This is a genomic window from Herminiimonas sp. Marseille-P9896 (genome assembly GCF_903993245.1).
GTDB classification, from domain to species: domain Bacteria; phylum Pseudomonadota; class Gammaproteobacteria; order Burkholderiales; family Burkholderiaceae_D; genus Oxalicibacterium; species Oxalicibacterium contaminans.
In genome coordinates this window covers 487,131-501,538 of sequence record NZ_CAJEVT010000002.1, presented here as the reverse complement: position 1 = coordinate 501,538, position 14,408 = coordinate 487,131, and the positions used below count along the sequence as shown (strand labels likewise).

Annotated in this window: 18 protein-coding genes and 2 tRNA genes; 7 read left to right on the top strand and 13 right to left on the bottom strand. The window is 51.4% G+C overall.

What is annotated here, in order from left to right; all coding sequences use genetic code 11:
- The first annotated feature begins 77 nt into the window (after positions 1-77).
- The 5 genes from wrbA to H7U06_RS07845 all read left to right on the top strand — a co-directional run bounded on the left by wrbA (position 78) and on the right by H7U06_RS07845 (position 3,539).
- A complete protein-coding gene (gene wrbA / locus H7U06_RS07865) occupies positions 78-686 on the top strand; it encodes an NAD(P)H:quinone oxidoreductase (RefSeq protein WP_175625604.1) in 609 nt (202 codons plus the stop codon).
- Entirely contained in the window at positions 686-1,078 is a 393-nt protein-coding gene (locus tag H7U06_RS07860) for a DUF2069 domain-containing protein (RefSeq protein WP_175625603.1), read from the top strand. The genes wrbA and H7U06_RS07860 overlap by 1 nt, the downstream gene beginning before the upstream one ends.
- On the top strand, positions 1,078-2,484 hold the full coding sequence (locus tag H7U06_RS07855) for an FAD-binding oxidoreductase (RefSeq protein ID WP_175625602.1): 1,407 nt from the start codon (positions 1,078-1,080) through the stop codon (positions 2,482-2,484). Before H7U06_RS07860 ends, H7U06_RS07855 begins: the two co-directional genes overlap by 1 nt.
- A 34-nt stretch (positions 2,485-2,518) precedes the next feature.
- Positions 2,519-2,956, top strand: a complete 438-nt coding sequence (locus H7U06_RS07850) for a hypothetical protein (protein ID WP_175625601.1) — start codon at positions 2,519-2,521, stop codon at positions 2,954-2,956.
- A gap of 364 nt (positions 2,957-3,320) precedes the next feature.
- A complete protein-coding gene (locus tag H7U06_RS07845; protein WP_175625600.1) occupies positions 3,321-3,539 on the top strand; it encodes a hypothetical protein in 219 nt (72 codons plus the stop codon).
- 54 nt (positions 3,540-3,593) lie between these two features.
- Here the strand turns inward: H7U06_RS07845 and H7U06_RS07840 are convergent, their stop codons facing one another.
- The 6 genes from H7U06_RS07840 to H7U06_RS07815 all read right to left on the bottom strand — a co-directional run bounded on the left by H7U06_RS07840 (position 3,594) and on the right by H7U06_RS07815 (position 6,942).
- Complete coding sequence (locus H7U06_RS07840) at positions 3,594-4,391, bottom strand: fumarylacetoacetate hydrolase family protein (protein ID WP_175625599.1); 798 nt, start codon at positions 4,389-4,391, stop codon at positions 3,594-3,596.
- A 302-nt stretch (positions 4,392-4,693) separates the two neighbouring features.
- Positions 4,694-4,966: a hypothetical protein gene (locus H7U06_RS07835; RefSeq protein ID WP_175625598.1), complete on the bottom strand. Its 273-nt coding sequence runs from the start codon at positions 4,964-4,966 to the stop codon at positions 4,694-4,696.
- Between the two features lie 157 nt (positions 4,967-5,123).
- Positions 5,124-5,200: transfer RNA gene (locus tag H7U06_RS07830), tRNA-Arg, on the bottom strand.
- A gap of 146 nt (positions 5,201-5,346) precedes the next feature.
- Positions 5,347-5,604 carry a hypothetical protein gene (locus H7U06_RS07825; RefSeq protein ID WP_175625597.1) on the bottom strand — a complete coding sequence of 86 codons (258 nt, stop codon included), beginning with the start codon at positions 5,602-5,604 and terminating at the stop codon, positions 5,347-5,349.
- A gap of 32 nt (positions 5,605-5,636) precedes the next feature.
- The gene (locus H7U06_RS07820) at positions 5,637-5,846 is read right to left on the bottom strand and encodes a hypothetical protein (protein WP_175625596.1); all 210 of its coding nucleotides are present in this window, start codon (positions 5,844-5,846) and stop codon (positions 5,637-5,639) included.
- A gap of 385 nt (positions 5,847-6,231) precedes the next feature.
- On the bottom strand, positions 6,232-6,942 hold the full coding sequence (locus H7U06_RS07815; protein ID WP_175625595.1) for a hypothetical protein: 711 nt from the start codon (positions 6,940-6,942) through the stop codon (positions 6,232-6,234).
- Positions 6,943-7,046: 104 nt separating this feature from the next.
- Here H7U06_RS07815 and H7U06_RS07810 point away from each other — a divergent pair, with 104 nt between their 5' ends.
- Positions 7,047-7,454: a hypothetical protein gene (locus tag H7U06_RS07810; RefSeq protein ID WP_175625594.1), complete on the top strand. Its 408-nt coding sequence runs from the start codon at positions 7,047-7,049 to the stop codon at positions 7,452-7,454.
- 257 nt (positions 7,455-7,711) lie between these two features.
- Here H7U06_RS07810 and H7U06_RS07805 read toward each other — a convergent pair.
- The 5 genes from H7U06_RS07805 to H7U06_RS07785 form a co-directional block, all read right to left on the bottom strand.
- Positions 7,712-7,788, bottom strand: a tRNA-Pro gene (locus tag H7U06_RS07805).
- Positions 7,789-7,863: 75 nt separating this feature from the next.
- Positions 7,864-9,201, bottom strand: a complete 1,338-nt coding sequence (gene glmM / locus H7U06_RS07800) for a phosphoglucosamine mutase (protein ID WP_175625593.1) — start codon at positions 9,199-9,201, stop codon at positions 7,864-7,866.
- A gap of 28 nt (positions 9,202-9,229) precedes the next feature.
- Positions 9,230-10,066, bottom strand: coding sequence for a dihydropteroate synthase (folP, locus tag H7U06_RS07795; protein ID WP_175625592.1), 837 nt, complete (start codon positions 10,064-10,066; stop codon positions 9,230-9,232).
- A gap of 86 nt (positions 10,067-10,152) precedes the next feature.
- Positions 10,153-12,036 (bottom strand): ATP-dependent zinc metalloprotease FtsH, encoded by a 1,884-nt coding sequence (ftsH, locus tag H7U06_RS07790; protein WP_124573785.1) that lies wholly within the window; start codon positions 12,034-12,036, stop codon positions 10,153-10,155.
- 138 nt (positions 12,037-12,174) lie between these two features.
- Entirely contained in the window at positions 12,175-12,819 is a 645-nt protein-coding gene (locus tag H7U06_RS07785) for an RlmE family RNA methyltransferase (RefSeq protein WP_175625591.1), read from the bottom strand.
- A gap of 96 nt (positions 12,820-12,915) precedes the next feature.
- Here H7U06_RS07785 and yhbY point away from each other — a divergent pair, with 96 nt between their 5' ends.
- Entirely contained in the window at positions 12,916-13,386 is a 471-nt protein-coding gene (gene yhbY / locus H7U06_RS07780; protein WP_124573783.1) for a ribosome assembly RNA-binding protein YhbY, read from the top strand.
- 8 nt (positions 13,387-13,394) lie between these two features.
- On the opposite strand, the gene H7U06_RS07775 is transcribed toward yhbY, so the two are convergent.
- Positions 13,395-13,856, bottom strand: a complete 462-nt coding sequence (locus H7U06_RS07775; RefSeq protein WP_175625590.1) for a DUF4149 domain-containing protein — start codon at positions 13,854-13,856, stop codon at positions 13,395-13,397.
- Positions 13,856-14,329 (bottom strand): transcription elongation factor GreA, encoded by a 474-nt coding sequence (gene greA / locus H7U06_RS07770; RefSeq protein ID WP_175625589.1) that lies wholly within the window; start codon positions 14,327-14,329, stop codon positions 13,856-13,858. Before greA ends, H7U06_RS07775 begins: the two co-directional genes overlap by 1 nt.
- Between the last annotated feature and the right edge of the window lie 79 nt (positions 14,330-14,408).

Here is a 14,408-nt window from a genome sequence, read left to right as displayed (position 1 = left end):
CGCGTAGGCGCAGAATTGCGCCAGCACAGATCCATCCAGCATTTAAGATGCTTATAAAGCGCCCTATAATACCAAGCATGAACATTGCCCAGCTCCCTATTCTCGTTTTGTACTACTCGCGCCATGGTTCGACCCGCAAACTGGCGGAGCTGATCGGCCAGGGTATAGACAGCGTACCCGGCTGCGAAGCACGCCTGCGCACGGTGCCTGCCGTCTCCACCGTCACTGAAGCCACCGAACCGGAAGTACCGGCGGAAGGCGCGCCGTATGTCGAATTGCAGGATCTGGAAGAATGCGTGGCCCTGGCCCTGGGCTCCCCTACCCGCTTCGGCAATATGGCGTCCGCGATGAAGTATTTCTGGGATGGCACCAGCGCGCAATGGCTGTCCGGCGCGCTGAATGGCAAACCAGCCTGTGTCTTTACCTCGACCGGCAGCTTGCATGGTGGACAGGAATCGACGCTGCTGTCGATGATGCTGCCCTTGCTGCATCACGGCATGCTGGTACTCGGCATCCCTTATACCCAACCAGAATTAATGACTACCAGCAGTGGCGGCACACCCTATGGTGCGTCGCACTGGTCCGGCGTCGCTGGCAACCAGCCGATTTCAGCCGATACACGTGCACTGGCAATAGCGCTCGGTCAGCGCCTGGCGCAAACAGCTGTCAAATTACGGAGCACCTGATGCAAACCCAAGGGCAAAAAATCCTGCATATGGGCGCACTCGGCAGTCTGCTTGCCCTGATCGTGCTGTGCATAGCCTGGGAAATGGTGTTGGCACCAATACGCCCGAATGGCTCCTGGCTGGTACTCAAGGTCATCCCGCTGCTGATTCCGTTGCACGGGGTCTGGAAACGCAATCTCTACACGATGCAATGGGCATCGATGCTGATCCTGCTGTTCTTCGCCGAAGGCATAGTCCGCGGCATGAGCGACACTGGTCTGTCCGCCATCCTGGGCTGGATCGAAGTCGGCCTGGTACTGGTTTTCTTTAGCTGCACCATCCTCTACCTGCGGCCTTACAAAAAAGCAGCGAAGGCCTTAACCAAACAGGCGCTGCAGAAAGCCGCCAAGTAATGGACACCTTCCTCAATGCCTGCCGCAGCGTAATAGGCGCGACGCACGTATTGACCTCCGCGGAAGATACCGCACCCTACCTGACTGACTGGCGTCGACGCTACACCGGCAAGGCGTGTGCGGTACTCAAACCTGCGGATACGCAGGAACTCGCCGCACTGGTACGCCTCTGCAATGAACACAAAGTCCCGATGGTGCCGCAAGGCGGTAATACCGGCCTGGTGCTGGGTGGCATCCCTGACGACAGCGGCAAGGCCGTGGTTTTGTCGCTGACGCGTCTCAACAGCATCCGCCACACAGACCCGGTCAACAACACCATCACCGTCGAAGCCGGTTGCATATTGAAAAACATCCAGACTGCAGCCAGTGATGCCGGGCGACTGTTCCCGCTATCCCTGGCAGCGGAAGGCAGTTGCACGATAGGCGGCAATCTTTCGACCAATGCCGGTGGTACAGCTGTGCTGCGCTACGGCAACACACGTGAACTCTGCCTCGGCCTCGAAGTCGTGACACCGCAAGGTGATATCTGGAATGGTCTGCGCGGCTTGCGCAAAGATAATACCGGTTACGACTTGCGCGATTTGTACATCGGTGCCGAAGGCACCTTGGGCCTGATCACTGCAGCGGTGCTGAAACTCTTCCCCCAACCAAAAGCACAACTCACCGCACTCGCAGCCCTGCGTACACCGGATGATGCATTGCGACTGCTGTCGCTGACGCAAAGCTACTGCGTGTCTTCACTGACTGGTTTTGAGTTGATGTCCGGCTTCTGTATCAAGCTGGTCAATCAACACTTCCCTTCTATGCGCTTACCCTTTGCCGAAGAGCATGCGCAATACGTGTTGCTGGAATTATCCGACAACGAATCCGAAGAACATGCACAAGCCATGCTGGAACATGTAATCAGTGCGGCCTTGCAGCAAGACCTGATACAGGATGCGATTGTTGCGCGCTCAATTGCACAATCGCAAGCGATCTGGGATTTCCGTGAGCATATTCCGCTGGCACAGGCTGCAGAAGGCAAGAACATCAAACATGATGTGTCGATACCCATCTCGCACATCGGCGACTTTATCCGTACCACGGATGCATTGCTGCAGCATTCATTTCCCGGCGCACGCATGGTGACCTTCGGCCATCTCGGCGACGGCAATCTGCATTACAACGTTGCGCATCCGGAACAGGAAACGGATCAGAGTTTTCTGAAAAAGCAAACGGCTGTAAATCGCGTCGTGCACGATAGCGTGCATCAACATGGCGGCTCCATCTCCGCCGAACACGGCATAGGCGCATTGAAGCGTACCGAAATCCTGCGTTACAAGTCCGATGTGGAGATGCAATTAATGCGCTCCATCAAACGGGCACTCGATCCTTTAAATTTGATGAACCCTGGCAAGCTGCTCTAAAGTGACGAGGTCGATTTAGACCCACGAGCTTGCCATGTCGTCCTTGCTATTGTCCTTCGTCCTCCTGCTTGTTGCGCTGCCCGCATTTGCGATTTACAAATGCGAGTCTGGCGGCAACATCAGCTATAGCGACCTGCCCTGCGCTGACACATCAAGCAACAGCAGGTCCGGACGCATCATCATCCCACCCGCACCAAGCGATACACACGCAGCACAGGAAAAACTGGTGCAGGACAAACGCAGGCTGCAAGCGCTGGAAACACAACGCAGCAAGGAAGAAGCCAGCGCAGCCAAAGAACGGCAAAAAATAGCCAAGGAACAGGAACGTAAAAAGAAGCGCTGCGCTACCTTGGAACAACGCACGCGCTGGGCGAAGGAAGACGCGGCCAGCGCCAATGTAAAACGCATGGCGCGCGCACAGCGCAAGGCGCAACGCGCGGCGGAGAAACAGCAGCTGGAGTGCGGGCCTTAAATTACCAGCTCGGGAAAAATGACTGATCGTAATGAATTTGATCCATGTCAAACTGCGGTCACATAGCCTTGTTACGATACGGCCTTGCTCACCAAGAGTGGCATGCCTTAGGGCCATTTAAGCAATGGTCGCTACTACCGGCGCTGGCGGTCGGGAAATATACCAGCACCAATATCCGGGGTAGCAGTCCGCATGCTTCCCCTCCTGCAGGCTCCCTCCCATGCCCCGCAATCCATGTAAATACTGCATGGTATGCGGCATGCAGTGACACATGGTATAACATCGGTTAACACTTTTCCGGTCGGCTTGTCAGTATGAAAGTCCATCAACACACCGCTGCTCAACCCACCCACCAGGAGGCTGCATGAAAAGCATTGAAGAGTTCAAAGTTAAAAACACATCCGGCAAAGTTCTTACTATGCAAAACGTAGGAAAAGGCAGGACCTACCTGGATTTCGGCAGTACCAAACTGCCACGCGACTTCGTTGGTTATCGCATCAAAGACACAGACAATATCGCGGAACCGCAAAAAGACGGCACCTTCAAAATCAAGGGTACGTCGGACACCTACAGCCGCATCTAACTATTCCGCCTGCGAACTTTAAAAAGTGCCGGGCGCACAGGCCCGGCACCTCGCTTACACGACTTTCAGCGTGATGTTAGGCAGTCGATCAATATGACCTTCCATGATGTCGCCGCGCACCACCGGGCCGACATTTTCCGGTGTACCCGAATAAATAATATCTCCCGGCATCAGCTCAAACGCTTTCGACAAATTACTGATTTGCTCGGCAACTGACCAAATCATTTGCTTCAGATCTGCGCTCTGCTTCACTTGTCCATTCACCTTCAGCCAGATCTTGCCTTCGGTGAAATTGCCTATGCTGGCGACCGGATGCAAAGGCCCTATAGGTGCAGACATATCGAAGCTCTTGCCGATTTCCCATGGCTTCTCTTCCTTCTTCATTGCAGCCTGCAAATCACGACGCGTCATATCCAGCCCGACTGCATAACCAAAGACGTGTTGTACTGCATTTTCGACTGAAATGTTTTTCCCGCCCTTATTAATCGCGGCGACCAGCTCGATTTCATAGTGGTAATTCTTGGTCAGTGTCGGATACGGATGATCGACAACCTTGCCTGGTGCAACGTACTGAATCGCATCGCTAGGCTTCTGAAAAAAGAATGGCGGTTCACGTGTAGGATCTGAACCCATCTCACGCGCATGTGCTGCGTAATTACGCCCTATGCAGTAAATACGACGCACCGGAAATTGATCATTGCTACCAACAATGGGGATAGTTGGCTGTGCGACTGAGAATATTGCATTGCCATCCTTGCCGCCTGAACTGCGTGGAGCAGCACAACCTGTTACCGCACCGACCGTCATCAAACCAGCTGCCTGCAGCATTCCACGTCTACTCATTTTAGTCATATTGTCTCCTCAATCCACTGGGGTTATATCGAGATATGGCAAGTCATAGCTGAACGTCCAGGCAGGCCCGTCATCCAAGCTCTCCATATACCAAATATATACAAGTTGATATGAGAAAGATACGTGATCGGATTAATAAATCATGTGACGTACACACTCGGTTAACGTGTGCAAGCAAACAGAAAACTGTGCCTCAGGTAACAGCTGTCAAAGCAGGACTTGCGGACGTAAAAAACCCTGTGCTCTTGCAAGCACAGGGCTGGAATTTGATTAACTATGCGTATGGCTATAGCACAAGGCCTTCAGCGCGAGGAAACGCGGCGGTCACCTTTCCTGCGGCATGGAAACTCCAGTACGGCATCACCGCCCGTGGCTCGTACTCGCCGGGTGTTGGACAGGATTTGGCCGACGTATTGCATATCGCGTTCTATGCTGGAGACTCTCTCGATTTTTTCTTCGGAAAGCGCCAGTGCGACGAGAGATTGCAAAGCCTTGGCATAAAGCGCCTCGTCATGCTGTTTAAGCTGGCAAAAAGCGCGCGCCAAATCATTGATGGCTTGATCGATGCGATTCATGATGCGCTCCCGGTAGTCAAGGATGGTAAATATCCTATCACCAATTGCATTACGCTTCAGTTAGCTACCGCACTTAATACCATGCATTCAGCATAATCTTACCCGTGCAGTTACCGGCATGGACGCTATGCAAATTTACAGAGGGAAATGTAGGTAGTGGCCTGCCCAGCAGGAATCGAACCTGCGACCCTCAGCTTAGAAGGCTGATGCTCTATCCAACTGAGCTATGGGCAGAATGTGGCGGGATTGAACCGCGATGCTGAAAGAAGGAGCCTGAACCTGCGCTCATCTAAAGGTGCTGCATTATGCCTTTTTTACGCCACTCTTTCAATGACGGCTCCCGGTAAGGCTCTGGCACCAGCAAGTTCCAGCAACTACGCTTAACCGTCTTTGCGGATGCGGTCGACCAATACGTAACCACGCGAGAAGCCTGCAGCCAACGCTTCATCTGCCGTTTCGTAATCCTCATCATCACCTGACTCTGCCGCCAGTTCACTTTCAGCCGAAGCATCCAGCCCGGGCTCGCATATGCGCACCGTGTAATCCCATAGCTGGGGCGGATCTTCTTTGCGCAACGCGGTGACATGCACTTCTAATCCTTGGTACAACTCGGTACTCCAGTTCTGCTGCTTTTCCATATGCACTCCCTGGGGTTGAATACAGCGTGTGATTAGTGACAGCTATTAGCGCTTGCCTTGCGTGTGGGCTTAGGGTCATCAATCTCGGGATTCGGAGAAGGTACCGGATCTTCCTGCGGCACAGGATGTTCACCCGGCAACGGATCTTCTATCGGCTCCGGTACTGGTGCGGTATGTGCCGACAGAGGAATATGCAATGAAGATGTGCTGCGACGATGACAGCTGGCGATCAGATTAAGCATGAGATGCATCCTTTACGGTTAGGCTGATGAAATACGTTCATGCACGTTGGAACAACAAGAGAACCATAAGATCCCCTGATCGGAATATTGTGCAAAAAACGTAAGAACTAGCGTTGAAACGCAGAACCAGATGCGGGAAGAATTGCTGCAGACATTCCACTGAACAGTAGAAAGATAATAGACGAAAAAAAGGACTAGCGATTAGGCTAGTCCTTTAAATTCTGGTCGGAGTACAAGGATTCGAACCTTGGACCCCCTGGTCCCAAACCAGCCAGAATTATCTAGAATCTTTTAAAAACAAAGACTTGCAAACGCCCGTTGCGCGAGTCCTGCAGAGACGTGCCTAGGAGAGCATTTAAGAAGTCGCGCAAAAGTCGCGCAACTTCTAGCCTTTATCAATTTTCAATTCGTTCTGTAAGTCGGTTATTGATTTTTTTAAATATTCGATCAATCCGTCGCATGCGTCCACACAAGCTGAATAACCCTGGCGAACCGCATTACCGTGCGCTTTCCAATCTCTAAAATCTTTTTGAACGATAGGGTTCTCAGATTTCTCCATCAAAGCGCCATCCCGCAACCAGCCATCTACTCTGTTAAACATTCCATTATTTATTTTCAAAGTAAGAATAAAGATGTTAAACCGAGTATAAGTCGCAATAATGTCTCTTCTCAATTCACTATCAGGAATAATTCCGATCTGAGTGACATAAGAGCTATACACCATGAATGGTCTATCAGAGAGTTCCATGTAAAAAGGCACACCCTCGCCATCAGGCGTGGACTTTATGTTATCCCCAGCACTTAGCGCAAAACTGGTTTTTACAACATCAAGCTCATCCTTCAATGACTGCATCAAACGTAGTAATTGATTTTTCTCCGCAATCACATCTCTCTTCCTATCGCTTTGATGCTGGTATTGAGAAATGTAAATTGCCGCAAAAATGGCCACAATCGAACCTATTGCTTGTACCCAGCCAGCCCAAGTAGATTTATCTAGGTCAAAGTAATTGCCAATTCTATTAAGAAGAAAAAGAAAGAAAAAAATTACGAAGACTGCCCCTACCCAGTTGGTCTTATCTTTCCAATCAATTTTCATTTCGTCCCCCTATTTTTTATGGGATCGTAGCACGACAAAACTCATCAACTCGGAAACATTACAGGTGCGTGGTAGGATGGATTTTTGATACCTATGGAGGCAGTATGCACGTAGCTTTTAGGGTTGAAGAGAACGCCGAAGGGCGTTGGCACTGGTTTGCAGTTAGCCAAGATGGCGGCGTGCTCACCGGCTTCAATTCGTCGCCGGTAGAATTTGATACTGAGGACGAAGCTAACAATGACCTAAAGGAACATTTAGCATGCAAGATGACTCATCCGAAACTTATTCGCCCAATTGAACAACTAATGAACTTAATTGACATCACCGCCCGCCGATGTCCGGGATGTTTAGGGGCGACCTTTACCAATATTCAATGGCATGAACCGGATGGTAATGGATGCAATTGGAATATTCAGTACGTTAACGCTCCTGATGTCCCAGAATGCATGAGCACTGTTTGGCCGGTAGTTGAACAGCTACGCCATAACTACAATATTCCAGATCCAATTTAAGCTCGCATATATTGAATCCTGATATGCGTTCAAACTCAATTGAGATAGCAGAAAAAATATCAAAGAGAATAAAAAACCTTCGGCAGAAAATCGAACTCTATCCGCATGTTACTGACTCTCTCAATAAATTTTCACTAAATGAAACGCGCATTTGCTGAGGAGTGCATATACGGTATAGAAGTCGCGCAAAAGTCGCGCACAAAGAAAAAGGACTTAGAAGAGCAATCTTCTAAGTCCTTGATTTACAACTTAAATTCTGGTCGGAGTACAAGGATTCGAACCTTGGACCCCCTGGTCCCAAACCAGGTGCGCTACCGGGCTGCGCTACACTCCGAAAGAAAGAGATTATATTGAATGTTCTGGAATCGGTCAATATCTAAAATGCTTTTACTTCAATAATTTTATAAATTTATTCAGTCAGCTTAGCGGCGATCCTTCGTGCCATTTTATCAGCGACATCCGCTTCTTTGGCCTCCACCATTACACGGATTAAAGGCTCGGTGCCGGAGGCACGTATCAGCACCCTGCCCTTGTCGCCCAACTCGGCTTCGACTACTTCTTTTTCTGCCAATAATTCCTTGTTTTTCTTCCAGTCAAAACCGGGAGCGACTTTCACATTAATCAAGGTTTGCGGGAACATCTCAATGTCTTGCGTCAACTGCGCCAGGCTCAGCCCGCTACGCTTCAATGCCGACAGAATTTGCAACGCAGAAATAATGCCATCACCGGTAGTATGTTTATCCAGGCACAACATATGTCCCGAACCTTCACCCCCAACCTGCCAACCACGTTCACGCAAAGTTTCCAGTACATAGCGATCACCAACGTTTGCACGTGCAAATCCTATACCCATTTCCTTGAACGCAACTTCGAGCGCCATATTTGTCATCAAGGTACCGACTGCACCTTCAATCGGACGCACCCGCATGCGATCCTTGACCATGATGTATAAGAGCTCGTCGCCGTTATAAATGCGACCTGCTGCATCCACCACCAGCAAACGATCAGCATCACCATCCAAGGCGATACCAAGATGCGCCTGATTCGCACGCACTGCTTCGACCAGTGCTTCCGGCGCAGTTGCACCATAGCCTTCATTGATATTAAAACCATTAGGCTGGTTACCTATCGCAATGACTTCAGCGCCCAGCTCGTGAAACACATCAGGTGCAATATGGTAAGCCGCCCCGTGCGCGCAATCGACGACCAGCTTGGTGCCACGCAAATCCAGCTCATGGGGGAAAGTGCTTTTGCAGAATTCGATGTAACGTCCGCGTGCATCTTCCAAACGCTTCGCACGCCCCAGTTTTTCAGAGGCGACACAAGACATAGGCTCGTTCAGTGCCGCTTCAATTTCCAGCTCTATCGCATCCGGTAATTTGTTACCCGATGCAGAGAAGAATTTGATGCCGTTATCTTCGTATGGATTATGAGAAGCAGAAATCACTACACCAGCGGACAAACGCAAGGCGCGAGTCAGGTAAGCAATCGCCGGTGTCGGCATAGGGCCGGCCAGCATCACATCGACGCCAGCAGCGGAAAAACCTGCTTCCAGTGCGGCTTCCAGCATGTAACCGGAGATACGCGTGTCTTTGCCGATGAGTACTACCGGGCGGCTGGTCTTGGTACGTGACTTGGTCAGCACGGTACCGGCCGCATAGCCAAGGCGCATGACGAAATCAGGGGTGATTGGGGAAGTACCTACTTTGCCGCGTACGCCATCGGTGCCGAAATATTGTCGTTTCATTGTTGTTCTTTTTAAGTTTTGTGTTTAATCAGGATACTGCATGCCAAACCCGCAACGCATCTACTGTTTCTGCCACATCATGTACACGTACGATACGTGCGCCGTGCGCAACAGCTGCTAACGCTCCGGCTAAGCTGCCGGCCAGGCGTTGCTCGATTGGTCGGTCCGTCAGTGCACCTATCATTGTTTTACGCGATAAACCAATTAGCATCGGCGCTTGCAGGAATGCCTGCATTTGCCTGGTATTTTTCAACAATGCGATATTGTGCGCAAGCGTTTTTCCAAAACCCAGGCCCGGATCTATGCATATGCGCTCGCGGGCAATACCGGCTTGTTCCATCTGACCGATACGCTCACGTAAAAATTCCCCGACTTCAGCGACGACGTCATCATATTCTGGTTGCAGCTGCATACTTTGCGGATCGTTTTGCATATGCATGACGCATAAGGCGCAATCCGCATCGGCTACTACCTGCAAGGCACCGGGCGCACGGAAACCGTTGATGTCATTGATCATGTCGGCTCCCGCCGCGATGGTTTCGCGCATGACTTCCGGTTTATAGGTGTCTATCGACAAGGGCTTGCCACAATCGCGCAACGCATACACCAATGGCATGACACGATCCAGTTCATCTTTCAGGGAAACCGCGAGTGAGCCGGGACGGCTGGATTCGCCGCCAATATCGATGATGTCTACGCCTGCAGCTATCATTTCTTCTGCGTGCGACAAGGCCGTATCCAGCATATGGTACTTGCCGCCATCAGAGAATGAATCAGGTGTGATATTGAGGATACCCATGACCAGGGGGCGCGCTGCGGCGTCGACAGAAAGGCGGTAACGACCGCATTGCAGGTGAGTTTGCATTGTTTTGTCTGGGTACAAATAGAAAGGGGTGAGGATTGCTCCCCACCCCTGTATTAAAACATGTTCGTCAGATCTGAAGTGATCTATCAGGCCGGTGCAGTTGCATTCGGCGCGACATCAGTAGGATTATCCGGTGGGCTGCGTTTGACAGGAACGCCCGCTTTCGGTGGACGTGGCTCACGTCCTTCCATGATGTCGTTGATTTGATCCGAATCGATGGTTTCCCAATCCAGCAGGGTTTTCGCCATCAATTCAACCTTATCGCGATTCTCCTCGATCAGTTTGCGCGACAACGCATACTGGGTGTCCAGGATCGTGCGGATTTCAGTATCGACCTTTTGCTGTGTCGCTTCCGACACTGTCTTCGCAGACGAGCGTCCGAAGTAGGCATCTTGCTCGGTGTCTTCGTAGACCATGGTACCCAGGCTTTCCGACATACCGTAGCGCGTCACCATCGCACGCGCCAGCTTGGTCGCACGCTCAAAGTCGTTCGAAGCACCGGTCGACATTTGATGCATAAACACTTCTTCCGCAATACGGCCACCGAACAGGATAGAGATCTCTTCCAGCATCTTGTCCTTATACATATTGACGCGATCATGCTCAGGTAACTGCCAGGTCAGACCCAGCGCGAAACCACGCGGCATGATGGTGACTTTATGTACCGGATCAGCCTTAGGCAAGAGTTTGGCAACCACTGCGTGACCGGACTCATGGTAAGCAGTATTGCGACGCTCTTCTTCACGCATGACAGCCGACTTACGCTCAGGGCCCATCACGATCTTGTCTTTGGCATCCTCGAAGTCCTGCATCTCAACCAGGCGCTTGTTACGGCGTGCGGCAAACAAGGCTGCTTCGTTGACCAGGTTGGCCAGATCAGCACCGGAGAAACCAGGCGTACCACGTGCCAGGATATCTGCCTGTACATCGGTACCAATAGGTACTTTACGCATGTGGACCAGCAAGATTTGCTCACGACCACGGATGTCAGGCAAGCCAACGATCACTTGACGATCGAAACGACCTGGGCGCAGCAAAGCTTTATCGAGTACGTCAGCGCGGTTGGTTGCTGCGATCACGATCACGCCTGCGTTAGGCTCAAAGCCGTCCATCTCAACCAGCATTTGGTTCAGTGTCTGTTCGCGCTCATCGTTACCGCCACCCATACCGGCACCACGATGACGACCAACTGCGTCGATCTCATCGATGAAGATGATGCAAGGTGCGTGTTTCTTCGCGTTGTCGAACATGTCGCGTACACGGGATGCACCGACACCGACGAACATTTCAACAAAGTCCGAACCGGAAATCGTGAAGAACGGTACTTTTGCTTCGCCTGCAATCGCACGCGCCAGCAAGGTTTTACCGGTGCCTGGAGGACCAACCATCAAGACGCCGCGCGGGATACGACCGCCCAGTTTCTGGAAGCGGGTAGGATCGCGCAGGAAGTCGACCAGCTCGCCGACTTCTTCTTTCGCTTCATCGCAACCTGCGACGTCAGCGAAAGTGACCGGGTTGTTAGTGTCATCCAGCATGCGTGCCTTCGACTTGCCGAACGAGAATGCCCCGCCCTTGCCGCCGCCCTGCATTTGACGCATGAAGAAAATCCAGACGCCGATCAGCAACAGCATCGGGAACCAGGATATGAATACTTGGGAAAGGAAAGATTGCTCTTCCGGTTGTTTAACGTCGAATTTCACGCCGTTATTGACCAGATCGCCAACCAGGCCGCGATCCAGATAGGTAATCGCGGATTTAATTTTTTTGCCGTCGGTCGTAGTCGCAACGATGCTGCGATCTTCGATCGTCGCTTCCTTGATGCGCTTACTTCTTACTTCGTCCAGGAAATCCGAGTAGGCGATCGCCGTGGCTGAGCCCGACGCACTGCGGCCGTCGAACTGTTTGAACACGGTGAAAAGCACCATCCCGATGACCACCCATATGGCGGCCTTGGAAAACATATTGTTCACTAAAACTCCTTGGACACAGAACGCGTCTTTTTTACTAAAAATGTAATTTCGATTCTACTCGTAATACTCAAGGCTTGCAGTATCGAATATCAGGCTAAAAACGGCATTAACAAGGGTCAATTCAGAGTTAATTACGCATTAAAGCGGATTTTTTAAGGTTTTCCCAAGTAAAAATATCTCAGACGATTTGTCGCGGCTGGCTTTGGGCTTCTTTTGTACGACCGTTTTGAATTCGTCCCTGAATTTTTCCACTATATAGCTATATCCGGAACCATTAAAGCACTTTACGAGCAAGGAGCCTGAAGGTTTCATGTGATGTTGCGCAAAATCAATTGCCAAATCGATCAGATCGATCATGCGCGCAGCATCAGCCACGGCGATACCTGACAAATTGGGTGCCATATCCGATATCACAAGATCAGCCTTGCGGCCCTGCAGTACCTGCTCCAGCTGGTCCAGCACTTCCTGTTCGCGGAAGTCACCTTGTATAAAATGCACGTCGGCTATCGGCTCCATCGGCAACATGTCCAAACCGATAATCGTGCCGTTAATACCACCGCCGACGCTGCCCGATAGCTTATTGCGCACGTATTGCGACCAGCTGCCCGGTGTTGCCCCCAGATCAACAATCACCTGCCCCGGCTTGATCAACTTCTCGGTTTCATCTATCTCTTTGAGCTTGTAGACCGCACGGGCGCGATAGCCTTCTTTCTGCGCCAGCTTCACATACGGGTCGTTAATATGGTCATGCAGCCAGTTTTTGTTTAATTTCTTCTTTGCCATTCGCGTAGAATACTAGTTTTAAATACTGTGGGACAAAGTTTGTCAGGTTCGCGCTGCGTGCCGAAGCAATCCTGCCCCCGAACACCATCACAATTTATGTTGAAACTTACACCGGCCGAGCGCAGTTCCTTACGCGCTGAAGCGCATGCTCTCAGCCCTGTCGTCATTATCGGGGAAGCCGGCTTGACGCCAGGCGTACTCAAGGAAATCGACGCCAGCCTCAATTCCCATGGTTTGATCAAAGTACGCGTATTCGGCGATGACCGCGAAGCACGTGTCACTATCTACGACACCATCTGCGAAAAACTCGATGCTGCGCCTGTACAGCACATCGGTAAATTGCTGGTTGTTTATCGCCCGAAAAAAGAAGCGGTAAAAGCACCGAGCGAAACCCGCGGCCGTGGCATGCGTGAAGTCACCATCGTCAAACCAAGTCCTAGCGGCACCAAACGTCCGACCGTGACTAAAGTAATGGTCAAGGGAAATGAGCGTGTCACCCAGGGTGGCTCGATCAAACGCGCCAAACCGCGTCAAACCAGCCCGAAGAAATCGTCACTCGGACGATAATCCCCTACTCAGCGCAGCTTGAGTATCAGTGCAGCGCCTAACAGGCTCTGCACTATATAAAACCCGGTTGAAACAGCATGCAGGATGCCGAATTGCTTACGCGCGTCGGCCAGTGCAGCAATATTGCTGTCCGCTACGCTATGCAAGACCAGACGTAACTCTGCCATTTGCGGTTGCAATGCAAAGTAACCGATCAGCGTACATGCAACCATGCCTGCGATCAGATAGTAATTGATCTTCGCAGGCTGAGCTTGCGCACCGCGACCAGCCTGGAACAACAACGCCAGCAGTGCCGCTGCACAAAACAGCGACAACCACGCGACGATATTGAACAGGCTACCGGCTATGGTGCCTGCCAGCGCACGATCACTCAGTGTGGAAAACAGGGTTGGTGCGACCACAAAGCCCACCGCCCACAGGGTTCCCACCCAGAAGGTTGCTATCAGCAATCGTACGCGTGTGAGGAACATCAGATGTAGCGTACTTGCAGGATTTCGTATTCACGCAGACCAGCCGGTGCTTCCACCGCGACAATATCGCCTGCGTATTTACCTATCATCGCACGCGCGATAGGCGACGTAATCGATACTTTCTTTTCCTTCAGATCAGCTTCATCGATACCAACGATCTGGTACGTGACTTTTTCGCCGTTTTCCAGATCTTCCAGATCCACGGTCGAGGCAAACACCACGCGGCCTTCTGCTTCCAGAGTGGTCGGGTCGATGATTTGCGAAGTACCCAGTTTGCCTTCGAGATCAGCGATACGACCTTCGATAAAGCTTTGTTTCTCTTTCGCCGCATCGTAGTCGGCGTTTTCCGACAGGTCACCTTGTGCACGTGCTTCAGCAATAGCATTAATGACCCATGGGCGTTCTTTTGTTTTCAAACGGTGCAGCTCTTCTTTCAAGAGGTTTGCGCCATAGGGGGTAATTGGTGTGCTCATAGCTTCTATCTTCAAAAGTGGAAAACCACAGAGGTCGCAAAAGGCACCGGAATCCGGCACCGCCTGTGACCTCTGTGGT